This window comes from Devosia aquimaris (assembly GCF_020169335.1).
Lineage (GTDB): Bacteria > Pseudomonadota > Alphaproteobacteria > Rhizobiales > Devosiaceae > Devosia > Devosia aquimaris.
In genome coordinates this window covers 2,386,822-2,410,845 of the sequence record NZ_JAIEZN010000001.1, presented here as the reverse complement: position 1 = coordinate 2,410,845, position 24,024 = coordinate 2,386,822, and the positions used below count along the sequence as shown (strand labels likewise).

At 63.6% G+C, this 24,024-nt stretch carries 26 protein-coding genes; 10 read left to right on the top strand and 16 right to left on the bottom strand.

The genetic code is table 11. The features are described 5' to 3' along the window. Positions 1–12 precede the first annotated feature (12 nt). Positions 13–1,341, bottom strand: coding sequence for a flagellar protein export ATPase FliI (fliI, locus tag K1177_RS11555; protein WP_224703443.1), 1,329 nt, complete (start codon positions 1,339–1,341; stop codon positions 13–15). A gap of 421 nt (positions 1,342–1,762) precedes the next feature. Between fliI and ctrA the strand changes: the two genes are divergently transcribed. Further along, positions 1,763–2,470 (top strand): response regulator transcription factor CtrA, encoded by a 708-nt coding sequence (gene ctrA / locus K1177_RS11550; protein WP_137153034.1) that lies wholly within the window; start codon positions 1,763–1,765, stop codon positions 2,468–2,470. Between the two features lie 117 nt (positions 2,471–2,587). Continuing rightward, positions 2,588–3,865, top strand: a complete 1,278-nt coding sequence (locus K1177_RS11545) for an RNA polymerase sigma factor (RefSeq protein ID WP_224703442.1) — start codon at positions 2,588–2,590, stop codon at positions 3,863–3,865. Here the strand turns inward: K1177_RS11545 and K1177_RS11540 are convergent, their stop codons facing one another. The 3 genes from K1177_RS11540 to K1177_RS11530 form a co-directional block, all read right to left on the bottom strand. Beyond that, on the bottom strand, positions 3,866–4,231 hold the full coding sequence (locus tag K1177_RS11540) for a response regulator (protein WP_224703441.1): 366 nt from the start codon (positions 4,229–4,231) through the stop codon (positions 3,866–3,868). 82 nt (positions 4,232–4,313) lie between these two features. Continuing rightward, positions 4,314–4,991, bottom strand: coding sequence for a histidine phosphotransferase ChpT (gene chpT, locus K1177_RS11535; RefSeq protein WP_224703440.1), 678 nt, complete (start codon positions 4,989–4,991; stop codon positions 4,314–4,316). A gap of 116 nt (positions 4,992–5,107) precedes the next feature. After that, positions 5,108–5,605 carry a YHS domain-containing (seleno)protein gene (locus tag K1177_RS11530; RefSeq protein ID WP_224703439.1) on the bottom strand — a complete coding sequence of 166 codons (498 nt, stop codon included), beginning with the start codon at positions 5,603–5,605 and terminating at the stop codon, positions 5,108–5,110. A gap of 112 nt (positions 5,606–5,717) precedes the next feature. On the opposite strand from K1177_RS11530, the gene K1177_RS11525 reads away from it, so the two are divergent. Beyond that, positions 5,718–6,287, top strand: a complete 570-nt coding sequence (locus K1177_RS11525) for a DUF1134 domain-containing protein (RefSeq protein ID WP_224703438.1) — start codon at positions 5,718–5,720, stop codon at positions 6,285–6,287. A gap of 194 nt (positions 6,288–6,481) precedes the next feature. Continuing rightward, positions 6,482–7,612, top strand: a complete 1,131-nt coding sequence (locus K1177_RS11520; protein WP_224703437.1) for a coiled-coil domain-containing protein — start codon at positions 6,482–6,484, stop codon at positions 7,610–7,612. A gap of 225 nt (positions 7,613–7,837) precedes the next feature. Here K1177_RS11520 and K1177_RS11515 read toward each other — a convergent pair whose 3' ends face one another. Beyond that, positions 7,838–8,119 (bottom strand): DUF6476 family protein, encoded by a 282-nt coding sequence (locus K1177_RS11515; protein ID WP_224703436.1) that lies wholly within the window; start codon positions 8,117–8,119, stop codon positions 7,838–7,840. Positions 8,120–8,189: 70 nt separating this feature from the next. On the opposite strand from K1177_RS11515, the gene K1177_RS11510 reads away from it, so the two are divergent. Together K1177_RS11510 and rpoH are read left to right on the top strand one after the other, a co-directional pair. Next, positions 8,190–9,218 (top strand): RluA family pseudouridine synthase, encoded by a 1,029-nt coding sequence (locus K1177_RS11510; RefSeq protein WP_224703435.1) that lies wholly within the window; start codon positions 8,190–8,192, stop codon positions 9,216–9,218. A 188-nt stretch (positions 9,219–9,406) separates the two neighbouring features. Continuing rightward, positions 9,407–10,279 (top strand): RNA polymerase sigma factor RpoH, encoded by an 873-nt coding sequence (gene rpoH / locus K1177_RS11505; protein ID WP_224703434.1) that lies wholly within the window; start codon positions 9,407–9,409, stop codon positions 10,277–10,279. Positions 10,280–10,343: 64 nt separating this feature from the next. Here the strand turns inward: rpoH and K1177_RS11500 are convergent, their stop codons facing one another. Both K1177_RS11500 and K1177_RS11495 read right to left on the bottom strand, forming a co-directional pair. Next, complete coding sequence (locus tag K1177_RS11500; RefSeq protein ID WP_224703433.1) at positions 10,344–10,820, bottom strand: GNAT family N-acetyltransferase; 477 nt, start codon at positions 10,818–10,820, stop codon at positions 10,344–10,346. A 60-nt stretch (positions 10,821–10,880) separates the two neighbouring features. Beyond that, a complete protein-coding gene (locus tag K1177_RS11495; protein ID WP_224703432.1) occupies positions 10,881–11,945 on the bottom strand; it encodes a zinc-binding metallopeptidase family protein in 1,065 nt (354 codons plus the stop codon). 106 nt (positions 11,946–12,051) lie between these two features. Here K1177_RS11495 and K1177_RS11490 point away from each other — a divergent pair, with 106 nt between their 5' ends. From K1177_RS11490 to K1177_RS11480, 3 genes are read left to right on the top strand one after another with little or no spacing between them, the layout of a single operon-like run. Beyond that, positions 12,052–12,405, top strand: coding sequence for an iron chaperone (locus K1177_RS11490; RefSeq protein ID WP_224703431.1), 354 nt, complete (start codon positions 12,052–12,054; stop codon positions 12,403–12,405). Further along, on the top strand, positions 12,402–13,013 hold the full coding sequence (locus K1177_RS11485) for a LysE family translocator (RefSeq protein ID WP_224703430.1): 612 nt from the start codon (positions 12,402–12,404) through the stop codon (positions 13,011–13,013). Before K1177_RS11490 ends, K1177_RS11485 begins: the two co-directional genes overlap by 4 nt. Then, the gene (locus tag K1177_RS11480; RefSeq protein ID WP_224703429.1) at positions 13,013–13,564 is read left to right on the top strand and encodes a GNAT family N-acetyltransferase; all 552 of its coding nucleotides are present in this window, start codon (positions 13,013–13,015) and stop codon (positions 13,562–13,564) included. Before K1177_RS11485 ends, K1177_RS11480 begins: the two co-directional genes overlap by 1 nt. Positions 13,565–13,567: 3 nt before the next feature. Here the strand turns inward: K1177_RS11480 and K1177_RS11475 are convergent, their stop codons facing one another. Genes K1177_RS11475 through fliF form a run of 7 tightly spaced genes read right to left on the bottom strand, consistent with a single transcriptional unit; the run spans position 13,568 to position 22,012 of the window. Next, complete coding sequence (locus tag K1177_RS11475) at positions 13,568–14,785, bottom strand: aminoglycoside phosphotransferase family protein (RefSeq protein WP_224703428.1); 1,218 nt, start codon at positions 14,783–14,785, stop codon at positions 13,568–13,570. 2 nt (positions 14,786–14,787) lie between these two features. Continuing rightward, a complete protein-coding gene (gene flhA, locus K1177_RS11470; protein ID WP_224703427.1) occupies positions 14,788–16,929 on the bottom strand; it encodes a flagellar biosynthesis protein FlhA in 2,142 nt (713 codons plus the stop codon). 7 nt (positions 16,930–16,936) lie between these two features. Further along, positions 16,937–18,304 carry a sigma-54-dependent transcriptional regulator FlbD gene (flbD, locus tag K1177_RS11465; protein WP_224703426.1) on the bottom strand — a complete coding sequence of 456 codons (1,368 nt, stop codon included), beginning with the start codon at positions 18,302–18,304 and terminating at the stop codon, positions 16,937–16,939. An 11-nt stretch (positions 18,305–18,315) separates the two neighbouring features. Next, a complete protein-coding gene (gene fliN, locus K1177_RS11460) occupies positions 18,316–18,606 on the bottom strand; it encodes a flagellar motor switch protein FliN (protein WP_137153430.1) in 291 nt (96 codons plus the stop codon). 50 nt (positions 18,607–18,656) lie between these two features. Beyond that, entirely contained in the window at positions 18,657–19,307 is a 651-nt protein-coding gene (locus tag K1177_RS11455; RefSeq protein ID WP_224703425.1) for a FliH/SctL family protein, read from the bottom strand. Beyond that, positions 19,308–20,381, bottom strand: a complete 1,074-nt coding sequence (gene fliG / locus K1177_RS11450) for a flagellar motor switch protein FliG (RefSeq protein WP_224703424.1) — start codon at positions 20,379–20,381, stop codon at positions 19,308–19,310. A 5-nt stretch (positions 20,382–20,386) separates the two neighbouring features. Beyond that, a complete protein-coding gene (gene fliF, locus K1177_RS11445; protein WP_318153292.1) occupies positions 20,387–22,012 on the bottom strand; it encodes a flagellar basal-body MS-ring/collar protein FliF in 1,626 nt (541 codons plus the stop codon). Positions 22,013–22,170: 158 nt separating this feature from the next. On the opposite strand from fliF, the gene K1177_RS11440 reads away from it, so the two are divergent. Further along, a complete protein-coding gene (locus tag K1177_RS11440; protein WP_224703423.1) occupies positions 22,171–22,794 on the top strand; it encodes a glutathione S-transferase family protein in 624 nt (207 codons plus the stop codon). A 76-nt stretch (positions 22,795–22,870) separates the two neighbouring features. Here the strand turns inward: K1177_RS11440 and sciP are convergent, their stop codons facing one another. Beyond that, the gene (sciP, locus tag K1177_RS11435) at positions 22,871–23,149 is read right to left on the bottom strand and encodes a CtrA inhibitor SciP (protein ID WP_035102845.1); all 279 of its coding nucleotides are present in this window, start codon (positions 23,147–23,149) and stop codon (positions 22,871–22,873) included. Positions 23,150–23,329: 180 nt separating this feature from the next. Next, positions 23,330–24,016: a flagellar hook assembly protein FlgD gene (locus tag K1177_RS11430; protein ID WP_224703422.1), complete on the bottom strand. Its 687-nt coding sequence runs from the start codon at positions 24,014–24,016 to the stop codon at positions 23,330–23,332. Between the last annotated feature and the right edge of the window lie 8 nt (positions 24,017–24,024).

The window sequence follows — 24,024 nt, the reverse complement described above, 5'->3', positions numbered from 1 at the left end:
TACCTTGCCCCATCAGTCTGCCGCGCCCGCTTCGGCGATAATGGCCTCGAGCATTTGATAGCCCTCCGCCACTGTCGTCGTCTCTTCCCGGTCCTGGCTCAAAAAAGCCTCAAGCGCCGGGTTGATGGCGATCGCGCGGTCCACTTTCGGATCTGACCCTTTCCGGTAAGCCCCCAGCCGGATCAGCTCCTCCATGTCGGAATAGATCGACATGAGCTCCCGCGCCTTGGCCAGGACCGGTCTGAAACTGACCGGTACGCACCCTGGCATGGTGCGCGAGATGGACCGGAGCACGTTGACGGCGGGGTAGCGTCCCCGCTCGGCGATGCCGCGCTCCATTACAATGTGCCCATCCAGAATGCCGCGCACGGCGTCCGCGATAGGCTCGTTGTGATCATCACCTTCAACCAAAACGGTAAAGAGTCCGGTAACAGAACCGGTCGTTGGTGTTCCCGGACCCGCCCGTTCCAACAATCGTGGCAATTCTGTGAACACTGTGGGCGGGTAGCCCTTTGCCGTGGGCGGTTCGCCAATGGCCAGGCCGATCTCGCGCTGGGCCATGGCAAAGCGGGTCAGGCTATCCATCATGCAGAGCACGCGCTTGCCCTGGTCGCGGAAATATTCGGACAAGGTCAGGCTCATATAGGCCGCCTGGCGCCGCATCAGCGCCGCTTCGTCCGATGTCGCCACCACCACCACGGCGTTGGCCAGCCCGGCTTCACCGAGATATTCCTGGATGAACTCATGCACCTCTCGGCCGCGCTCACCGATCAGCCCGATGACGGCGACATCGACATTGGTGTTGCGGGCCAGCATGCTCATCAGCACCGACTTGCCGACACCGGAGCCGGCGAAGATGCCCAGGCGCTGGCCCTCGCAGACGGTGGTGAAGGTGTTGAGGCACCGCACGCCCAGGTCGAGCGGTTCGCCCACGCGCACGCGGTCATGCGCGAGAAGAGGGTTCTGCCGCAGCGGATAGGGGGTTGGACCACGCTCAAGCGGTCCCTTGCCGTCGATGGGCTCGCCCACCGCATTGATGACGCGACCCAGCCAAGCCTCTGAGGGGAAGGCGGCGCCGTCGCTGCGCTGGAAGATGGCCTTGCAGCCCAGGCGCACGCCCGAGAGCTGGCCGAAGGGCAGGCAGAGGGCCCGGCCATCCTTGAAGCCGATGATCTCAGCGGCGAGAAATTCGCCATCGGTGCTTTCGATCTGCACCCGACCGCCGACCCGCAGTTCGCGCACCGGGCCCACGATTTCGATCAGCAGGCCCTGCACGGATTTGACCCGACCATAGACCTCGATGTCGTCAATGGCCTCGATGGCCGAGATCAGGGCCTTCATCTGTGTTCAATCCCGGATTCGTTCATTTCGCATTAAGGTTTCCGCCGCTGCTGGGCTGGGCCGAACCACGAATCAGACAGTAACCCATCGTTAAGCAAAAGGCGCTATTTCACCTTGTTGATCGCTCCGCGCGCCCGTGTGCGCCCCGACCGGTCCAAACCCCCGCCATACCCCGGATTGCTTGAGTCCCGAGAGTCGCTTGGAGGCGGTAGTTAAACCATTTTCTTAAGAAAAATTGATAAGATTAACCCTTAAATTTCAATGACTTAGACTTAATTCACCCTAACGCTCTTTGCGTATTGCCGAACCGAATTAAACTTTGTTAACTATTTGGACTTAGGGTTCAGTCATATCCAGTAGGGTTGGCGTGGGCAGGCCAGGTCCCACGGTTCCAGCAGGAACGAATGACAAGGGGAATATAATGCGGGTACTCCTTATAGAGGACGACAGCGCTACGGCGCAGAGCATCGAACTGATGCTGAAGTCCGAGAGCTTCAATGTCTACACCACCGATCTGGGTGAGGAAGGCGTCGATCTCGGCAAACTCTACGACTACGATATCATTCTTCTCGATCTCAATCTGCCCGACATGAGCGGTTATGAGGTGCTGCGCACCCTCCGCGTCGCAAAGGTGCAGACGCCAATCCTGATCCTGTCCGGCCTTGCCGGTATCGAGGACAAGGTGCGCGGCCTGGGCTTTGGTGCCGACGACTACATGACCAAGCCTTTCCACAAGGACGAGCTCGTGGCCCGCATCCACGCCATCGTTCGGCGGTCCAAGGGTCATGCCCAGTCGGTCATCAGCACGGGCGAGCTGACCGTCAATCTCGATACCAAGACTGTCGAAGTGCAGGCCCAGCGCGTGCATCTGACTGGCAAGGAATATCAGATGCTCGAGCTGCTTTCCCTCCGCAAGGGAACCACGCTCACCAAGGAAATGTTCCTCAACCACCTCTATGGCGGTATGGACGAGCCCGAGCTCAAGATCATCGACGTGTTCATCTGCAAGCTGCGCAAGAAGCTCAGCGTGGCCACCGGCGGCAAGAACTATATCGAGACCGTGTGGGGCCGCGGCTATGTGCTGCGCGAGCCCGACGAGAACGACAGCTATTCGGAAAACGTCGCCTGATATCAATCAGGACGTTCAAGCCTTTGAGCCCCGCGCGACACAGTCGCGCGGGGTTTTTCGTCGTGTTGGTACACGCGCGGATTGTCGCTGGCGCCTTATGCTGGTTTCATCCCCATCATGACCGTAGAATCGCCCACGCACCATGCCATCAAGGATGTGTTCCGAACCGAGCAACCCAGGCTGATCGCCGGGCTGACGCGGGTTGTGCGCGACATTTCGCTGGCCGAGGAGCTGGCGCAGGATGCGCTGCTGGTGGCGCTCAAGACCTGGCCGGAGCGCGGCGTGCCCGACAACCCGGCGGCCTGGCTGATGCAGACTGCCAAGCGGCGGGCGATCGACATGTTCCGCCATCGCAGCATGGCGCGCGACAAGCTGGCCGAGATCGGCCGCGACATGGACAGCGCTGGCGATGACGCCATCGAGGCGCTGCACGAGCAGATGGATGATGAGGTCGGCGACGACCTGCTCAAGATGATTTTTACCGCCTGCCACCCCATTCTGCCGGCCGAGGCCCAGGTGGCCCTGACGCTGCGGCTGGTGGGCGGTTTGACAACCGAGGAGATCGCGCGGGCGTTCCTGGTGGCGGAACCGACCATTGGCCAGCGCATCGTGCGGGCCAAAAAGACCATTGCCACGGCCCAGATTCCCTATGCCGTGCCCAGCGGGCCGGAGCGGGCCGAGCGGCTGGCCTCGGTTCTGGGCGTGATCTACCTGATCTTCAACGAAGGCTATTCGGCCACGGCCGGAGACGACTGGATGCGGCCGCAGTTGAGCCGGGAGGCGATCCGGCTGGGGCAGGTGCTGGCCGGGCTGGCGCCGCGGGACAGCGAAGTGCATGGCCTTGTGGCGCTGATGGAGATCCAGGCCTCCCGCATGGCCGCGCGCATGGGCGCGGATGGCGAACCCGTGCTGTTGCTCGATCAGGATCGCAACCGCTGGGATCATCAGGCCATTGCGCGGGGATTGTCGGCGCTGGACCAGGCCATTGCGCTGGGCGGGGAGAACGGGCCCTACACCCTGCAGGCGGCCATAGCGGCCTGCCATGCGCGCGCGCGCATTGCCGCAGACACCGATTGGGCCCGCATTGCCGGGCTCTATGGGCAGCTGGCGCAGGTGACGCCCTCAAGCGTTGTCGAGCTCAACCGGGCGGTGGCGCTGTCGATGGCCGAGGGGCCTGCTGCCGGCTTGGCGCTGATCGACTCCATTCGCGGCGATCCTGCGCTGGCGCGCTATCATCTGCTCTACAGCGTTCGCGGCGACATGCTGGGCCGGCTGGGCCGGCATGCCGAGGCGGCAGAGGAATTTGAGCGGGCCGCCGGGTTGACGCGCAATGCCCGCGAAAAGGCATTCCTGCTGGGGCGGCTGGAGGACGAGCGACGGGCCCTGGCCAGTTGATCAGGCGGCCAGGTCGGTTTCGAACTTGGCTTCCAGGATGGTGCGATCAAAGGGCTTCATCATGTAGTCGCTGGCACCGGCCTTGAGCGCCATGGCGATGGCGCCGATGTCGTTCTCGACGGTGCAATAGACCACGCGTGGCTTGTCGCCACCCTCATAGCCCCGCAGCAGCTTGAGAAACTGCAAGCCGCTCAGGATGGGCATGCTCCAATCGAGCAGGATGGCGTCGGGCATTTCCTGGCGGCACTTGTCGAATGCTTCCTGCCCGTCCTCGGCCTCATCGACAATGTAATCCATGTTCTCGAGGATGCGGCGCGCGACCTTGCGGACCACGGCAGAGTCATCGACAATCAGGCAGGATTTCATCTGAACAAGGCTCCGAGGCGGGTCACACCTGCGTCGATCCTAGCGATCACTTCCTATGAATTGGTTATGGAAATGCTAGGACTTAAACTGCCGCGGCGGCGGCTTTAGGCGTGGCGGTGAAGCGGAAGACGTCGTCGGTGATGCCGATGCTGATGTCCATCTCGGTCATGCGGGCCAGCAAGCCGGTGTAGAAGGGCTGGATGCCGCGCGCATCGACAAAGCCCTCGTCGGGCGTGCCGGCGAGCAGGCCGGCGGCGCCGGAGGGGACCAGGGTCTTCTGGCGCTTCTCGGGATCGCTCTTGGAGGTGAACTCGAACACTTCATTGCCGGCATCGCCGGTGATGCTCGCCGTAACCTGGCCGCCGCGCGGCACGGACATGGCCGCGATCAGCAGCATGTTCATGAACAGCTTGGCCTTGTGCTTGGGCAGCAGGATCAGCGGCACATTCCATTCCAGATCGGCCTTCTCGATCTCGAACAGGATGCGGGCGACGCGCTCGCATTCGCGCGTATCGATATCGGTGCCCGAGGTGGACGACGCGCCATAGGCCAGGCGGGCGAATTCCAGCTTGGCCCGGCTCTGGCGGGCGGCGCTGGCGATCAGGTCACGGGCGCCTTCGGCCATTTCGGCCTGATTGGGGTCACCGAGCACTTCCAGGCCATTGCCGATGGCGCCGATGGGGTTGATCAGGTCATGGCAGACGCGGCTGCACAGCATGGCCGCGAGGTCGGTTGCCTTAAGCTCGATAATGTCGGCCATGCAGAAGTCTCCGTGAGGCGTGTCGTCGGCAAAGAATCAGTTGCCCCGACATTAATCGGTGCGGGTTAACATTGGAGGCAAAAAGCGCGTGCCAAGTCGCGCGGCCAACAGGAAGTTCAGTTGATCGAGAGGGTTTTGGCCAGTTCGGGCCAGCGGGCTTCGGCCTGAGTGGCGGCAGCATCGGGCGCCAGCAGGAAGGCTTCACGGTTGGATGCTGAATAAAACAGGTAGAGCCGCTGCTTGAAGAGCGCGAAGAAGCGCGCGTCGCCGTCGGAAAGGAAGCCGCGCGCCACGCCCATGCCGTCATGGCCGCCGAACTGGGGGGCATAGATTTCGGGCGCGCGCGAGAACACGTCGCGATTGGCGGGCGACGAGAAATACCAGGGCACGTTGTTCCAGGTGAACTCATAATCCGGCGAACCCTGGAGGGGCGCGGGCTCAGTAAAATAGCTGACGGGATCCATGCCCGACATGGCGATCCCGGTGAGGGGATCGGTGACGATCAAGGTCACGACCGACTGGGCCCGGGCCAGCTGCAAACCGCCGCTGGCCAAGCCGAAAAGCGGCAAAACAAAGGCAAGCATGGTTAAGATTTGTTTATAGGTTTGCGTCATCTTCAAACCATGGATCGGCCCAACACTGGAACGAGTGTGCCGCAGAAAAGTTAAGCTCCTCGTTCGTCCGTGTTGCAATCGCTGCCAAAGCCACCCCATCGGGAGACGTCATATGCTCAAGCGCTTCGCCCTCATCATTGCCCTGGTTGCGGCTGTGCTGGCGCCACTGCCTGCCGCCCATGCCCAGGGATCGCTGAGCGACAGCTATTCCGGCTCCGAGCTGGTGGACAGCGGCAAGCAGTTTTTCGGCTCAGCCTCGCAGGGCCTGGCCTCTGTGGTTGAACGGGCGGTGAGCCAGTTCGGCCTGCCCAATGGCTATGTGCTGGGCGAAGATGCTGGCGGCGCGTTGTTCGCGGGCGCCCGCTATGGCGAGGGCGTGCTCTATACGCGCAACGCCGGCGAGTACAATCTGTACTGGCAGGGTCCCTCGATCGGCTTTGACGTGGGCGGCGACGGCTCAAAAGTGATGATGCTGGTCTATAGCCTGAACCAGATCCAGGACGTGCTGGGGCGTTTCGCTGGTGTGGACGGCTCGGCCTATATTGTGGGCGGCTTCGGCATGACGGTGATCAAGCGCGGCAATGTCGTGATCGTGCCGATCCGCTCGGGCGTCGGGGCCCGGCTGGGGATCAATGTTGGCTATCTCAAGTTTACCGCGGAGCCGACCTGGAACCCCTTCTAGGGCTGGTTGGGCGCTCCGTCGGTCACCATGGCGTGAACTGAAGATGCCGGGCGCGCCAAGTGTCCGGCATTGTCGTGACTGGACCGTCCCGTCGCGTTAGGGTTAATCATTGGCGATGATGGCGGGCCAGCCCCAGAGCTGCGAAAACCAGAGGTGACCCGCGCCACAGCGCTGCGCGGATCGGAGACCGGTCAATGCCTATCGAAAACATGATGTATTTCGCGCTTGGACTGCTGGTGGCAGGCCTGCTTGCGCTGATCATCATGCCATCGGTGTGGAAGCGCGCCGTGCGGCTGACCAAGCGCCGCATCGAGGCGGCGACACCCATCACCATGGCCGAGTTCCGCGCCGACAAGGACCAGCTGCGCGCCGAATTTGCGCTCTCGACCCGCCGGCTGGAAATGAATGTCGAGCAGCTGCGCAAGCGCCTGGCCGAGCAGCTGGGCGATGTGAACCAGAAGCGCAGTGACCTTGGCGCGCTCAAGGCTGAGCGCGACAAGCACCTTGCCACAACCCGGGAGCTGGAGCGGCGCGAAACGGAATTGCGCGGCCGCATTCTTGAACTGGAGCGGCATGGTGCGGCGCTGAGCGAACAGCTGAGCCTGCGCACAGAGGTGGCAAATGACAGCCTGGTGCCTGGTGGCGAGCTGGAGGGGGCTGACCTGTCTGGCGACTATGTGCGGGACATTACGCGCCTGTCCGCTGCACTGGCGGCAGAACGCAAGCGCGCAAGTTTCCTGCAGGAACAGGCCGAGGACCTGCTGACACAGCTGGAGAGCCTGGATCGTCGCAGTGCCGACACCAGCGAAGCCATGGCCCAGATGCGCGCGGCGCTGGCGGGGCAGGATGACAGCAAGGCTGCCGCCACCGAGGCCCTGATCGCGGCCGAGGCGCGCATGGCAAGTGCCGAGAACCAGCTCAACGCCATATTGGCCGAGACCGGGCAGGTCGTGGCCAAGTCGGAAAACCGCGTCGAGGCGCTGCTGGCCGACAAGCTCAGCCTCGAGGCTGAGGTCGAGGCCCTGCGCAAGACCGTGGCGGGCGTTGAATCCACCATCATGGCCGATTGGGACAGCGACCGGCTGGAGCAGGCCTATCTGCGCGAAAAGCTCAACGACATTGCTGCCAGCGTCAGCCGGCTGGTCTATGCGGTGGATACCGACACGCCGGTGGAGAGCAGCGAACCCGAGAGCCTGTTTGATCGGGTACAGCGCTTTGCCGACGAAGGCGACGAGGGGCCGCTGGAGCCACCTCCGGCCGCAAAGAGCCGGCGCGGATCGGTGTCGGACCGCATGGCGGCGCTTCGGGAAATCCAGGAGCGCTGAGACGCCTATTCCCCTGGAGGCGTCCTAGCTTTGCAGCCTGGGCGCCGCCTTTTGGCCTGCGGGGGGCGGACAACTCCATATTTCAGTCCGTGTCACCACCGGGCTTGTCCGGGTGGTCGATCTGGCCCTGGGGAGGGATTGCCCGGACGCGCCATGCAATGACGGAACGCAGGGGCCTTTGGAGCGTGTTTCCCAGGGGACTGCACTCTCAGGCGGCCGGGAGTGTCAGGGCGTGGTGATGGCGATGCTGCGGGTCAGGGTGCCGGTGGCGGGATCGAACAGGGCCAGGACTGTCTGGCCGTCGAGCGCATAGGTAACGTTGATCGCGCCGTCGGACAGTTGCGACGAGATGACTGTTGCGCCGGCAGGCAGGGCAATGGCTTCTGCAGTGGGTGGGGGCGGGGCGTCGCGCATCACGCGATAGACAAGCGCAACGCCAATCGCCATAAAGCCCAGCAAGAGAATGCCGATCGAAATACCGAACGAACGGCGCGCCTTCCCCAGCATGGCAAGAGCTTCGGGCGTGAGCGGAGTATCCGCTTTTTGTTCGCTGGGCCCAGTTTCGTTAGGATTGTCCATGGCCGAAGATACCGCACTAGAGTTCGAGGGCGACGAGGTTGAAGTCGTTGTCGATGCCGACATGGCCGGCGGACGGCTCGATGCCACGCTCGCCAAAGTGCATACCGTGCTCAGCCGCAACCGGATCAAGGATCTGATCCTGACCGGCGCCGTGAGCATCAACGGGACAATCGTCAGTGAGCCCAAATACCGGCTTAGTGCCGGGGAGACAATCGTCCTTCTTGCCCCACCCCCAGAAGACGCGGAGCCGCAGGCCGAGGATATTCCGCTCGATATCCTCTATGAGGACGACGATCTGATCGTGATCAACAAGCCGGTGGGCATGGTGGTGCATCCCGCGCCCGGCTCGCCCGATGGCACGCTGGTCAATGCGCTGATCTTTCATTGCGGGGCCAGCCTGCAGGGTATTGGCGGCGTCAAGCGGCCGGGCATTGTGCACCGGCTGGACCGCGATACATCGGGCGTGATGGTCGCGGCCAAGACCGAGCAGGCGCATCGGCACCTGTCGGCGCAGTTTGCCGACCACGGCCGCACCGGGCCGCTGCACCGGGCCTATATTGCCTTTGTCTGGGGCACGACCGAGACGGCCAAGGGCACCGTGGATGCGCCGCTTGGCCGGGACCAGAACAACCGCCTCAAGCAGACCGTGCGCAAGGACGGACGCGAGGCAATCACCCACTATATGGTGGAAGCCCGCTTTGGTGACACCGGCTGGGACATCACCCGCGTCCAGTGCCAGCTGGAAACCGGGCGGACGCACCAGATCCGCGTGCATATGGCCCATATTGGCCATCCACTGGTTGCCGATGCGGTCTATGCCTCTGGCTATGTGACCAAGATCAACAGGCTGCCGCCGGAGGTTGCCGGCCCCATTCAGGCGCTCGGCCGACAGGCGCTGCACGCTGCTGAACTGGGTTTCGAGCATCCCGAGACGGGCGAGGAAATGTTCTTCGAGGCGCCGCTGCCGCCCGACCTGGCGGCGCTGGAAGAGGCGCTCGAGGACTTCAACAAGGCCTTTGCCCGCTAGGGCCTGCGCCTGTTTGGGGCCTGTCGCCCGCCTTGCCAATTTGTAACATTTTTTCGACCCGGCAGGTCTTACAATCGCCCAAGTGGGGCTTATATATCCATCGTAGTCTTACGATGGGCCGGATTGGACATCGTGGACCACCAGAGTCTGCCCGCCCATGTGCGGGGGAACACGAAAGGGGTGCGTTTATGGCCCAGACTAATTTGCCCGTGCTCTCAGCCGAAGGTGGCTTGAGCCGCTATCTGCAGGAAATCCGGAAGTTCCCCATGCTGGAGCCGGATGAAGAATTCATGCTCGCCAAGCGCTACAAGGAACATGCCGATCCCGGCGCGGCGCAGAAGCTGATCACCTCGCATCTGCGGCTCGTCGCCAAGATCGCCATGGGCTATCGCGGCTATGGCCTGCCGATTTCCGAGGTCATCTCGGAAGGCAATGTTGGCCTGATGCATGCGGTCAAGCGTTTCGAGCCCGACAAGGGTTTCCGCCTGGCGACCTACGCCATGTGGTGGATCCGCGCGGCCATTCAGGAATATGTCCTGCGCTCGTGGAGCCTGGTCAAGATCGGCACGACGGCGGCCCAGAAGCGGCTGTTCTTCAACCTGCGCAAGGTGAAGGGCCAGATTGCCGCGCTGGAAGATGGCGCGCTGCATCCCGACCAGATCGCCCAGATTGCCACCACGCTCAACGTGACGGCAGATGAGGTGGTTTCGATGAATGCGCGCCTGTCCGGCGACGCGTCGCTCAACTCGCCCATGCGGGCTGATGAAGGCACGTCGGAATGGCAGGACTGGCTGGTGGATGATACCCCGAGCCAGGAAACCGCGCTGGGCGACAGCGAAGAATATACCGAGCGCATGGGCCTGCTGACCAATGCGATGGATGTGCTCAACGAGCGCGAACGGGCGATCTTCCAGGCGCGCCGCCTGCAGGACAATCCGGCGACGCTGGAAGAGCTGGCCCAGCAGTATGACGTCAGCCGCGAGCGCATCCGGCAGATTGAAGTGCGGGCGTTCGAGAAGGTGCAGGATGCTGTGCGCGGCGCGGCACGCCCCGACGCCTGAGGGCTACCAGCAGCGCTAGAATTGGAAAGCGGGCCGAAAGGCCCGCTTTTTTTGTGTCCGTTGTTCAGTCGATCAGGCGTGCGCTGTCGCGATCGTAGGTGCGCATGGCGCGATGCGGCATGCCGCCGTCCTGAAACTCTGGTCCGAAGGCGACAAAGCCCAGGCGCTGGTAGAAACCGAGCTTGTCCGATTGCGCCGTGAGGTAGAAGCGGTCGCACCCCTGGGCGCGGGCGTGCGCCATGGCGGCGGCGATCATCGCCTGGGCGATGCCGCGCCCCCTGAAGGCCAGCCGTACGGCGACGCGGCCGATCTTGATGTGCTCGGGGTAGTCAATGAGGCGGAGCGTGCCGACCACTTCGCCATCCAGCACGGCGACGAAATGGGTGGCGGTGAGGTCATCGGCGTCATGCTCGTCGGCTTCGGGAACATGTTGCTCCCAGACAAAGACCTCACGGCGCAGCGCAAAGGCCGCATTGCAGAGCGTGGAAAAGGGCGGGACGATCAGAATGGCCGGCGGCGCGGCGGACAGAGTGTGTGACATGGCTGCAGCCTAGTGCTGCTCCGGCGCGCTGCCTAGGGGGCTGGCGCAGGGGCGGCAGGCTCAGCCATGTCTGTGATGCACCAGATCGTGGATGAAGCTGAGCTTGTCGATCACCTGCGGCGTCAGGATGAAGGGATAGGCATCGGGATGTCCCATGGCGCGGTTGAGGTTGTTGAGCATGGAGGCCAGGGGCACCCAATTGTCGACGATGGTCTTGGCGTCGGCGGCCGCATAGGGGTCGAAGTCGATGCGGGCGGACAGGCTTTCGTCCTGTGTGGCGGGGCGGGCGCGAATGCCGAAAGCGGCGGCCATTTCGACCGTGTCGGTGATGTGCAGGTAGTGCGCGAATGTCTCGGCGAAATCCTCCCAAGGATGGGCGGTGGCATAGGCGCTGATATGGGTCTGCGGCCAGCCGGCCGGGGCGCCATTGGCGTAGTAGGTCTGCAGCGCCTGGCCATAGTTGAGTGTGTCATCGCCGAACAGGGCCCTGAACGCGTCGAGCCGGGGCCCGTTGGCCACCAGCAGATCCCAATAGTGGTGACCAATCTCGTGGCGGAAATGGCCCAGCAGCGTGCGATAGGGCTCGCCCATGCTGGCGCGTCGGGCTTCGCGCTCGGCATCGTCGGCCTCGGCCAGAGCAATGGTGATGATGCCATTGTCGTGGCCTGTCATCACCGGACTGCTTCCGGGCGCCGCGTCGGCATCGGACAGAAAGCGGAAGGACAGGCCATGCGCTGGATTCTGGCTGCGCGTCTCCAATGGCAGATCAAGGCGGAGGAGCGAATAGAACAGGCGCTTCTTGGCGCGTTCGATAACCTGCCAGCGCGACAGGTTGAGCGGGTTGTCGATGGCCGGGATGGTTTCGTTGTGGCGGCAGGCGGCGCAATAGACGTCGCCACCCGGCGCGGCGGGCACCAGCCAGTTGCAGGCACCATGACGGGCATTGGCGCAAAAGACGTAGCTATCCTGCGGAAAAGCGGGGGATGACAGGAGGCCGTTGGTCTCCACCAGCGAAATCAGGGCGTTGCGATCGGCACGATAACCCAGGCCATGGCCGCAGCGTTCGCAGACGGCGTTCTCGAAATACACCGTGTTGCCACAGTGATCGCAGCTGAAAAGCTTCATGATGGCCTTTGATGGCGGATGCGTTGATGGCATGACTATTGCACAACTGTGGAGCTTTTGCGTCTCCTGGCCGGTTCAATTCGACCGCCGGAGGGTAGGAGGGTGAATGGCGGCCAAGACCATCGGTGACTACATCGCTGGATTGCCCGACGGTGTGCAGGCCGTGTTTGGGGCGGTGTGTGAGGTGATCCGCCACAATGCGCCTGGCGCCACCGAAGCGATCAAATATGGCATGCCGTCCTGGCACGCGCCGAAGGGGCCCGTGATCTATGCAGGCGCCTGGAAAAACCATATAGGGCTCTATCCAGTCTATGTCGGGGACGCCGATTTCGAGGCGCTGGTAGGCCCTTACCGCGACAAGAAGGACACTGTGCGCCTGGTCTATTCCAGGCCCATGCCGATGGATGTGATTGCCGCCATTGTCGCGGCGCGGTGGATTGAACTGGAGCGCCAGGCTTGAGCATTGAATTTCTGATCACGACGCTGGTGGTGGTTGTCTCGCCGGGGACGGGGGCGCTCTACACCATTGCCGCAGGACTGGCGCGTGGCGGCAAGGCCAGCGTATGGGCGGCTTTCGGCTGCACGCTGGGGATTGTGCCGCACATGCTGGCCGCGATCACCGGTCTGGCGGCCATCCTGCACACCAGCGCGCTGGCTTTCGAGATCATCAAATACCTCGGCGTTGCCTATCTGCTCTACATGGCCTGGGTGACCTTGCGGCAGACCGGTTCGCTCAGCGTCGAGGCCGATGTGGCGGACAAGTCGGTGGGCAAGGTCATTGTCGAAGCCGTGTTGATCAACATTCTCAACCCCAAGCTGTCGATCTTCTTTTTCGCCTTCCTGCCGCAGTTCGTGCCAGCCCAGGCCCCCAATGCGCTGGTGCAGATGCTCGAATTGAGCGCGGTGTTCATGCTGGTGAGTTTTGTGGTGTTCGCGGCCTATGGCCTGTTCGCGGCGGCCATGCGCAGCCAGGTGATCTCGCGGCCGTCTGTGATGGTGTGGCTGCGGCGCAGCTTTGCGGGGGCCTTCGTGCTGCTCAGCGCGCGGCTGGCGCTGATGGAGCGCTAGTGGATTTTATTGCCCGCATGCGCGTGCTGGCGGAGACGGTCCTTGTCACGCCCCGGTTGCGCCTTGAGCCGCTAACGCCCGCGCATGCACCGGAACTGTTTGACGGGCTCCGCGCGCCAGCGCTGTACGCATTCATTCCGCAAGAGCCGCCTGCGAGTCTGGACCACGTACTGGCCCGTTTTGAGCGGATATCACGGCGGGGGCCCGCCGATGGCAGCGCCGTCTGGCTCAACTGGGCCTTCCGCACAGAAGAGCATTATTGCGGGTTGTTCGAGGCGACGGCCCTGGCTGATGGCACGGTGGACATCGCCTACTTCGTGTTCTTGCCTGACCAGCGGCAAGGGCTGGCACGCGAGGCGGGTGCTGCGGTCATGGCGGCGCTATGGGCCGATGCGGATACGCAGGTGATCGGCGCGTCGCTCGACACCAGAAACGAGGCGTCCGCGAAGCTGCTGGAGTCCCTGGGCTTCACGCGTGTGGCGGTGACCGAGAATGCTGACTTCTTTGGCGGTATGGCGTCTGACGAGTATCGCTACGAGTGCCGGCGCTGACTGTCAGTCCGCCGTGCTGGCGATGGCGTCGGCCGTAGTGAGGAAGATGGCCGCTTCAGCGTCTTCGCCGATTTCGAGCAGGTGCAGGCCGGTCGACACCCGTTCGACAAAGCCCCATTGCCAGATGGCTTCGCTGGCGACCTGGGTCCGGGAGGTGAGGTAGCGCGCCTTGCCGCGGGCGAAATCATGGGCCCGGCGGCCGGCGATGCCCTCGTGCCGGCCGCGCAGGACGACACCCAGATCATAGGCCGGCTCGATGGCCAGGCCATCAGGATCGATGAACTTGAACTGGGTCGGATTGCTGTCCGGCACGGACAGTAGATTGGCCGGGTGCGGATCGCCATGGGCGAGGATAGCGCTTTCCGGGCGCCAGGCGGCGGCGCGATCGCGGCAATAGAGCAGGGCCATGTCGATGCTGGCGCGCGCACAGGGCTCGTCCAGTTCGGCCCAGAGGCGCTCTATGGTGTTGGCGAGGTCCCCGGCTTTTTGCGCGCCCGTGGTGCCCGCGAAGTCGCCGGGGACGGGGCCCCAGGCTTGCAGCAGGGTGGCGCAGAGGGCATCGACCTGCCGCTCGTAGGGCATGTCGAAGCTGTCGAGCCGCGCGCCGAGCCGTTCGAGCAGCATGGCGCCGCTTTTGGGATCGTGGCGCAGCAGCCGCGCATAGCCACGGCCGTCGGCGATGCCCAGAACGGCAGCCTCCCGGCGTCCGGATGTGCTGGCCGGGGTGGGAAGCTTGAGGACCAGGATATCGCCTTCTGCCGTGGTGGCTTCGGCCACGAAAGCCGCCGTGCCGCCGGGGAGAGCCGGACCGATGGTGAGGCCCCAGTCCTTTTCGAGACTCCCCAAAGTCTGGTCCAGACTGGCGAGCCAGGTGCGGCCGGCTTGACCCTCCGACACGGCGCGACGGCGCACGACGTCCGTGACGGAAAAGCGCGGCGCGTCGTCCTCATCAGTAATGGTGTAGTGGCGCACAATGCCCCTGGTGACCTGAGCCCATGGCGAGGCCGAAGCGCGGGCCTGGTGCTGCTCGAAGGCGGCGCGATCGGCGAAGAGTTCGGCCACCATGAGGCGGTCGATGATGTCCGGGCTCGGGGTAACGGAAAATTCCAGACACCCGGGCTCCGCCTGGGTCAGGGCGATATGCTCCGGGAGGGCTGCGGCGACGGCCGCCATGCGATCTGAAGGGACGTCGAGATAACCCTCCAGCCGCACCCTGCCCATGGCTAGACGCTGCCCACCGTCTTGAGGCGGATACGGGGGTGAACCTCGTTCTGGCTCATCACCACCGTCTGGGGACGGAAGCGCTCAATGATGGCGCGGACATGCGGGCGAATGCCGGGCGAGGTGATGAGCACGGGCAGTTCGCCCATCTGGGCGGCGCGCTCATAGGCCGTCTGCACAGCGCCGATGAACTGCTGCAGGCGCGAGGGGGCCATGGCGAGGTGGCGGTTGTCGCCCTCGCCGACCATGGCCTCGGCAAAGTCACGCTCCCACTGCGGGCCCAGGGTCAAAAGCGGCAGATTGCCATCGGGGCCCAGATTGGCGGCGCAGAGTTGGCGGGCCAGGCGGCTGCGCACGTGCTCGGCAATGATCTGGACGGAGCGGCCGGGGCCGGCGACTTCGGCAATGCCTTCGAGGATCGTCGAGAGATCGCGAATGGAGATGCGTTCGTTGAGCAGGGTCTGCAGCACGCGCTGCACGCCCGAAACCGAGATCATGCCGGGGACGATGTCTTCCACCAGCTTCTGCTGTTCCTTGGGCAGGCCCGAGAGCAGGGACTGCACATTGGCGTAGCTGAGCAGGTCCGAGACATTGGCCTTGAGCACTTCGGTGAGGTGCGTGGAAATGACCGTCGAGGGATCGATGATCGAGAGGCCCCGCAGTTCGGCCTCGTCGCGCAGCGCCGGCTCGATCCAGGTGGCCGGCAGGCCAAAGGTGGGCTCGGTGGTGTGGTGGCCCGGCAGGTCGATTTTGTTGCCATAGGGGTCCATGACCATGAGCTGGTTGGCATAGATCTCGCCGGCGCCGGCTTCGACTTCCTTGATGCGGACCTTATAGGCATTGGGCTCGAGCTGCATGTTGTCGAGGATGCGCACGGGCGGCATGACAAAGCCCAGTTCGGTCGCCAGCTGACGGCGCAGGGCCTTGATCTGCTCAGTGAGCCGGTCGGAGCCGTTCTCGTCTTCCTTGACGAGGCTGAGCAGCCCATAGCCGAGTTCGAGCTTGAGCTCGTCGATGCGCAGACTATCGGTGATGGGTTGTTCCTCGGGCGCAGCCTGCTTGGCGCCGGCGCCCTGTGCGGCAGCCTTGCCCAGATCGCTGGCGGCCGCGTCGAGACGCTTCTCGTCCTTGGTGCGGGCGGAGCGCCAGCCGACATAGCCGACGAGGCCGGAGATGGCGAGGAAGGGGATGATGGGCATGCCGGGCAGGAAGGCCAGCAGGCCCATGACAGCCGAGGACATGCCCAGGGCGCGGGGGTAGCCGGTGAACTGGGCAGAGAGGGCCTTGTCGGCCGAACCGGTAACGCCGGACTTGGAGACGAGGATACCGGCTGCCGTGGAAACGATCAGCGCCGGGATCTGGGAGACCAGACCATCGCCGATGGTGAGCAGGGTATAGACGTTGCCGGCCTCCTGGACGGAAAGCCCCTCCTGCATCATGCCGATGAAGATGCCGGCGATGACGTTGATGAAGGTGATGATCAGGCCGGCGATGGCGTCGCCCCGCACAAACTTGGACGCACCGTCCATGTTGCCGAAGAAGGCGCTTTCGCCTTCCAGTTCGGCACGGCGACGCTTGGCAGTGTCTTCGTCGATCAGGCCGGCGCTGAGGTCGGCGTCGATGGCCATCTGCTTGCCGGGCATGGCGTCGAGGTTGAAGCGGGCGGCCACTTCGGCGATGCGGCCCGAACCCTTGGTGATGACGATGAAGTTGACGATCACCAGGATGGCAAAGACCACCACGCCGATGACGAAGTTGCCGCGCATGACGAAATGGCCGAAGGCCTCGATGACGTGGCCGGCAGCCTGGGTGCCGGTGTGACCCTCGCCCAGGATCAGGCGGGTGGTCGCGAGGTTAAGGCCCAGCCGCAGCATGGTGGCAATCAGCAGCACGGTGGGGAAGGACGAGAATTCCAGCGGCTTCTGGATGAACAGCGCCGTCATCAGGATCATCACCGAAAAGACGATGGACACCGCCAACAGGCCATCGAGCAGGATGGCCGGCATGGGGACGATGAGGATGACGATGAGACCCATGACGCCCGCTGCCAGGGCGATGTCGCCCGAGCGCAGCATGTCCACCACCGAACCGGGGGTGGGCAGTTTGAAGGGTGTATGGGCGCGGCCGCTGGGCAGGTCGGTCATCTAGGTCCTATGCGACGGAGCGCCGTTCGCCGGGCTCGGGCACCTTGGTGCCCTCGTCGGCATATTGATTGAGCTTGTTGCGCAGGGTGCGGATGGAAATGCCCAGGATGGTGGCCGCATGGGTGCGGTTGCCCAGGGTGTGGTCCAGGGTATCCAGAATCAGGTCGCGCTCGACATCGGCCACGGTGCGGCCGACCAGGGCCGCCGACATGGACTGGGCCGTCTGCGCCAGCTGGGACGACAGCGATGTCGCTGCCGCCACTTCGGACAGGCCCATGCCATCGGGCAGCACGATGGCCTCGGGGCCGATGACGACGCCCGAAGACAACAGGACTGCCCGATGCAGGGTATTCTCCAGCTCCCGCACATTCCCCGGCCAGGGGGCTTGCAGGAGCGCCGCGCGCGCATCAGGGGAAAGCATGCGCAGGGGCAGGCCATTGGCCTTGGAGTATTTCGCGACGAAGTGTTCGGACAGCGCAACGATGTCGCCGGGGCGATCGCGCAGCGCTGGCAGCTTGAGGTTGATGACGTTGAGGCGGAACAGCAGATCCTCGCGGAAGCTGCCTTCGCGCACGGCCTCGTTGAGGTTGCGGTTGGAGGTGGCCAGGATGCGGATATCGACCGGCACTGGCTTGCTGCCACCGACGCGATCGATCAGACGCTCCTGGATGGCGCGCAGCAGCTTGGACTGCAGGCGCACGTCCATTTCGCTGATTTCGTCGAGCAGCAGCGTGCCGCCCGAGGCTTCCTCGAACTTGCCGATGCGGCGGGCGACGGCGCCGGTGAAGGCGCCCTTCTCGTGGCCGAAGAGTTCGGATTCCAGCAGCGCCTCGGGAATGGCGGCGCAGTTGATGGAAATGAAGGGCTTGTTGGCGCGCTTGCTGCGAGCGTGGACGTATTTGGCGATGACTTCCTTACCGGTGCCGCTCTCGCCGGTGATCAGGATCGAGGCGTCGGAGCCGGCGATCTGGTCGGCCATCTTGACCACGCGTTCCATGGCCGGATCGCGATAGAGGAATTCGGCGCTTTCGCGGGCGACGGCGGCAATGACGGCGGCGATCAGCTCGGCATCGGGGGGCAGGGGGATATATTCCTTGGCGCCGGCGCGGATGGCGTTGACGGCAGCGGCGGCATTGGTCTCGACGCCACAGGCGACCACGGGGATGGCAATGCGTTCCGATTCAAGGCCGGCGATGAGCCCGGCAATATCCATGACCACATCGACCAGCAGCAGATCGGCGCCGCGCCCGGCGCGCAGGGCGGCCAGCGCGATTTCGACCGATGGGGCGTGGGCAACCTTGGCCCCGCCGTTCATGGCCATCTTGGTGGCTTCGCTGAGTTGGCCTTCCAGGGCCCCGATGATGAGCAGACGCATCTTGAGCTCCTTTACTGCGGTTTGATGATTTCGGTCATGGTGACGCCGAGCTTGGACTCGACCAGCACGATTTCACCGCGGGCGACGAGGCGCTCGTTGATGAAGATCTCGACGGCTTCACCAACCTGGCGATCCAGTTCGATGACCGTGCCGGTATCGAGCTTGAGCAGTTCGGAGACCGGCATCTTGGTGCGGCCCAGCACGACGGAAATGCGCACCGGGACGTCGAAAACGGCCTCAAGGTCGGCTGCAGTGCGCTCGACATGGGGTTCGGGCGCGTCGTCCTTCACGGTTGCGAGCATTTCCTCAAAGCTGAGGCCCTCGTCGGTGCCGGGTTCGTTGTCGGAAGCGCTCATGGGCTGCTCTCCTGTGCTTTGCCCGCGCCAGCCTTGGCGGCCAGATAGGCAGAAATCTTGCGGTCGATGTCTTTGGAAACGGCGGCAATGTCGCGCACCAGGCCACCGTCGACCCATTCCAGCTTGCCGTCGCCGACGCGCTGATCGGGATCACCCATGACGACGAGGCGGCCCGAGAAGCCGGAGGTCTGCATATGGGCGGTGGCGACGTCGCGGATGCCGTCGGCAATGGAGGGGTGGCAGCGGATCACCAGGTGCGGCACGCCATTGAGGCTCTGCATGCATTCGGCGATCAGCGCATCGAGTTCGAGCGTGGGGAAGCGGGCGAGCAGATGCAGCGCCAGCTTGCGGCCAACGGTGGCGGCCAGTTCAATGGCCTCGCGCCGCGCCTGGTTGGTGGCGTCATCGAGCGCGGCCGCCATTTCGGCGGTGTGGGTGGCCAATGCGGCGGCGGCAGAGGCCAGCGTCTGGGCGGCCATGGCGGTGGAATTGCGCTCGCCGGCGGCCATGCCTTCGGCATAGGCCTCTTCGCGCGCCTGGGCCACGAGCTGGGCGACCAGATCCTCGGGTACGGTGGCCTTGGCGGGCGCCGCCGTGCTGCGCGTGCCCATGTCCAGATCGAAGGTGAAGCGTGCGGGTTGAGCCACTTATGCCACCATCTGGTCGTCGGCTTTGGTCTTGAGGATGACGATCTCGCCCTTGGCCGCCAGATCCTTGGCGGTGGAGACCATGCGGCCCTGGGCTTCGTCGACATCCTTGAGGCGCACGGGGCCCATGGCCTCCATGTCGTCCTTGAGCAGCTTGGCTGTGCGGGTGGCCATGTTGTTGAAGAAGGTTTCCTTGATGGTCTCGTTGGCGCCCTTGAGCGCCATGGCCAGTTCCTTCTTGTCCATGCGCGACAGCAGGGTCTGGATGGCCGAGGTTTCCAGCTTGGCCAGATCCTCGAAGGTGAACATGAGGGCCTTGATGCGCTCGGCGTCGTCGCGGCTCTGCTCTTCGAGCGTGGTGATGAAGCGCGCTTCGGTCTGGCGATCGAAGGAGTTGAAGATTTCGGCCATCTGCTCGTGGCTGTCGCGACGCTTGGAGTGGTTGAGCGTGGACATGAATTCGGTGCGCAGGGTGTTCTCGATCTTTTCGAGAATGTCCTTCTGCACGGGATCGAGGCCCAGCATGCGGGTGACCACTTCCATGGCCAGTTCCTCGGGCAGCACCGCCAGGACCTTGGAGGCGTGGTCGGTGGCGATCTTGGACAGGACCACGGCGATGGTCTGGGGATATTCGTTCTTGAGATAGGCTGCCAGCACGTCGGCCTGAACGTTGGAAAGCTTCTCCCACATGTTGCGGCCGGCCGGGCCACGGATCTCTTCCATGATGGAATCGACCTTGTCCTGGCTGAGGAAGCTCAGCAGCAGGCGCTCGGTGGAATCGGTATTGCCGGCCAGCGAACCGTTCGAGGAGATGGTGGTGACGAATTCGATCATCAGCTCGTCGAGCATGTCCTGGGTAATCGGCCCCAAACGCACCATGGCGCGGCTGAGCTGCTTGACTTCGAGCTCGTCGAGTTCGTCAAAGATGGGCTTGCCATAGTCCGGTCCGAGCGCCAGCAGCAGCGCGGCAGCCTTTTCGTCGCCACTCAGGACGCGCTGCTGGCTGGTGTTGCTGACGACCAGCTGGCTGGAGCCGGGTTCGGACTGTTCGGTGGATTGTGGTACGACTGCCATGGGACTTACGCTGCACTACCCAGCCAGTCGCGCACGATGAGCGCGGCCTGCTTGGGGTTTTCTTCGACGAGGGTGCCCACGGTCTTGAGCGTCTGCAGCTGCGTCTCGCCCATGGACTTGGCGTTGCTGACCCAGGCCGGCGTCTTGTCGCGCGGGGTCTCGTCCTGTTCGGCGATGACTTCGCCATTGGCGCCGACGACGCCGTGGTGGCCCACTTCGGCGGCGGTGGGCAGGGCCAGCGGCTGGGTTTCGGGGGTCAGCACCTTCTTGAGCAGGGGGCGCATGACGAAGAACACCAGGGCCAGGGCGATGAGCAGGGTCACAGCCATTTCGGCGCCGTTCATCAGGTCATCCCGGGTGAAGTCGAGCAGGCCGCCGGCGCCATCAGTGCCCGGCGTGGCCAGGCCCGGCCGTTCAGCAAACTGCATGTTGACCACTTCCACCGTGTCGCCACGCGCTTCGGAATAGCCAACGGCGGAACGCACGAGCGTCAGGATCTGGGAGACCTCATCGGCGGTGCGGGGCGTATAGGTCAGATTGCCCGAGCCATCGTCGGTATAGACGCCATCGACCACCACAGCGACCGAGAGGCGCTTGACGGCGCCGGCTTCGGTGACGGCGGTCTGGGTGGTCTTGGAAATTTCGTAGTTGGTGACTTCCTCGGTCGAGGTGCCCTGATCGGTGGCGCCCGTCCCGGCAGCGCCGGACGCGCCGGGCAGCTCGTTTGCCACAGTTACCTGGCCATTGGTCGCACCAGTGATGTTCTGGGTTTCACGAACCTGGCTGGAGCGCACGACCTGCGATTCGGGGTCGAAGGTTTCCTGGGTGGTGGTGGAGCGGTTGAAGTCGATCTCGGCACTGACCTCGACGCGGGCACGACCGGCGCCCACCACATTGGCCAGCATGTCCTCGACCCGCGTGCGCAGCATGTTCTCAAAGCTCAGGGTGCGCTCGGCGCCCTGGCCCACCAGGGCGTCCTGCTCGTCGCCCGTGCCGGAGGCCAGCAGGTTGCCCTGATCGTCGACGATCGACACCAGAGAAGGCTTGAGACCTTCGACGGCTGAGGCGACCAGATGCTGGATGGCCTGGATCTCGCCGTTGGAGAGTTCGCCGCGCACGGACAGAACGATCGATGCAGACGGGTCCTGGCGCTCGCGCTGGAACAGGGCGCGCTCGGGCAGGACCAGATGCACGCGGGCGGACTTGATGCGATTGAGAGAGTTGATGGTGCGGGCCAGTTCGCCTTCCAGCGCCCGCACATTGTTGATGTTCTGGACAAAGCTGGTGGCGCCCAGCGTCGACTGCTGATCGAAGATCTCGTAACCGACCTGGCCGCGGGTGGGGAGACCCGAACCGGCCAGGCTCATGCGCAGGGTGGTGATCTGGTCGCGGGGCACCAGAATCGTGTCGCCATCTCCACGCAGCTCGTAGGGGACGTTCTGCGTTTGCAGTTCGGACAGGATGGCAGAGGAATCTTCCAGGCTCAGACCCGTATAGAGCGGGGCCAGGTTGGGGGTCTGGGCGCGCAGGATGAGGAAGGCGAAGAAGCCCATCATCAGCACGGCAACAGTTGCCATCGCGGCCAGGCGCGGCAAACCGATACGACTGATGAGCTGGGAGAAATTTTCCACGCCGGCACTCGATTCCAACTGGACCGGATCAACGCAGGGGGCGTGACGGTCGCTGGGCAAAAATTACCTAGCGGATGGTAAACATAATCTTAACTCTTGGTGCCAGAATGCGAATTCCGGCATAAATTGCCGGGCTGGGTAAACCAAAGGTACCAAAAATGCTGAAACTGCTGGGGCGGATCACCTCGATCAATGTCCGCAAGGCGCTATGGGCGCTCGACGAGTTGGGTGTCGAGTATGAACGGGAGGACTGGGGTCTGCCGTTGCGCGATCCGAAGGTCCCCGAATTTCTGGCGCTGAATCCCAATGCGCAGGTTCCCGTGCTGATCGAAGGCGACTTCGTGCTGTGGGAGAGCATCGCCATTCTGGGGTACATCAACCAGGTCTATGGCAATGGTGCCCTGCTGCCCCGGGACAGCCGTGAGCAGGCGCATGCCATGCAGTGGGTGCTATGGCAAAACAATGAGATGAGTTCGCACTGGGGGTATCCGCTGCGGGCGATTATCCGCAAAGAAGCCGGCTATGACGATGCCGGTGCCCTGGCGCAGAATATTGCAGTCTGGACGGGCAAGATGGCCATTATCGAGGCGCACCTTGCCAAGGGCGGCGAATTCGTGGTGGGCAGCGATTTCTCGCTGGCAGACATCTGCATTACGCTGGGCCTGCACCGGTGGTTCGCAATTCCATTCGAGCATGCGCCAATGCCGGCTTCGGAAGCCTATTATCGGCGCATGATCGAGCGGCCGGCGGCGGCCCCCTGGGTAACGCCTGCTACACCCTGAGGCGAGATGAACAGCAAAGCCCGCCCGGATGTCTCCGGGCGGGCTTTGAAATGTCTGAGCTCAAGAGCCTTGCGGCTCAGCCTTCGCGGTAGTGCTGGATCCAAGTGGTCCGCAGCCCGGCAAGTCCATGCTTGTCGATAGCGGCCTGCCAGTTCAGGAATTCGTCGACGCTCAGCGTGTAACGGTCGCAGGCCTCTTCAAGGCTGAGCAGACCGCCGCGCACTGCTGCGACGACTTCGGCTTTACGGCGGATGACCCACCTCCGCGTATTGGCGGGGGGAAGGTCTGCAATCGTGAGCGGACTTCCGTCCGGTCCGATAACGTACTTAACGCGAGGACGCATTTGTACGGTCATTTTACTCTCTACTCAACCTGACCATATGCTGAGAGAGTAGGCCAACGGCCTTAAAATTCGACTAAGGGGATGCTTACAACAGGTTAAGAATGGGCTTGAATATCAAAGGATTGATTTCAAGTTTTCGCAAACAGAAACGCCCCCGCTTGCGGGGGCGCCAAGCAGGCTGACAGAAGGGTATCAGGCCTCGGGGTCGGCTGCCGTAACATCGGGGATGCGCACGTCGGTGACGTCCGTGATGGAGACACGGCGGCTGCCGACGGTGAGCACCGGGATGTCGCTGGTGAAGTCCACAGCGGTGACGATACCGATCGAGGCCGTGCTGATCTTGACGTCCTTGCCGTTGGCGTCCTTGCCCTTGATATCGATGGTATAAACGCCATTGGGCTTGACGTTGCCATCGCTGCCCTTGCCGTCCCAGCGGAAGGTGCCCGGCCCGGCACTGATCGGCCCGGTCTGGGTATAAACCACCTGGCCGTTGGAATCCTTGATCGTGACCGTCGAGTTGGCCGCGTTGGCGTCGGCGCTATAGGCCCAGAACACCGGGTCGGTGTCGGTCAGCTCGCCCGTCTTGCCGGACGAGGTGACTTCCTTGCCGATGTAGGACACGGCGTCCGACTTGGCGGTGTTCTGGCCGGCCAGCATCAGTGTCTCAAGAAATTCATTGGTCTTGAGCTGCTGCTCGACGCCACTGAACTGCACCAGCTGCTGGGTGAACTGGTTGGTATCCAGCGGATCGAGCGGGTTCTGGTTCTTCAGCTGGGTGGTAAGGATGTTCAGAAAGGTATCGAAATTATCCGCAATGCCGGCGCGTGCCGAGCTTGTTGCGGTTGAGGTGCCGGATCCTGATACGCCGCTGACTGCCATGGTACCTA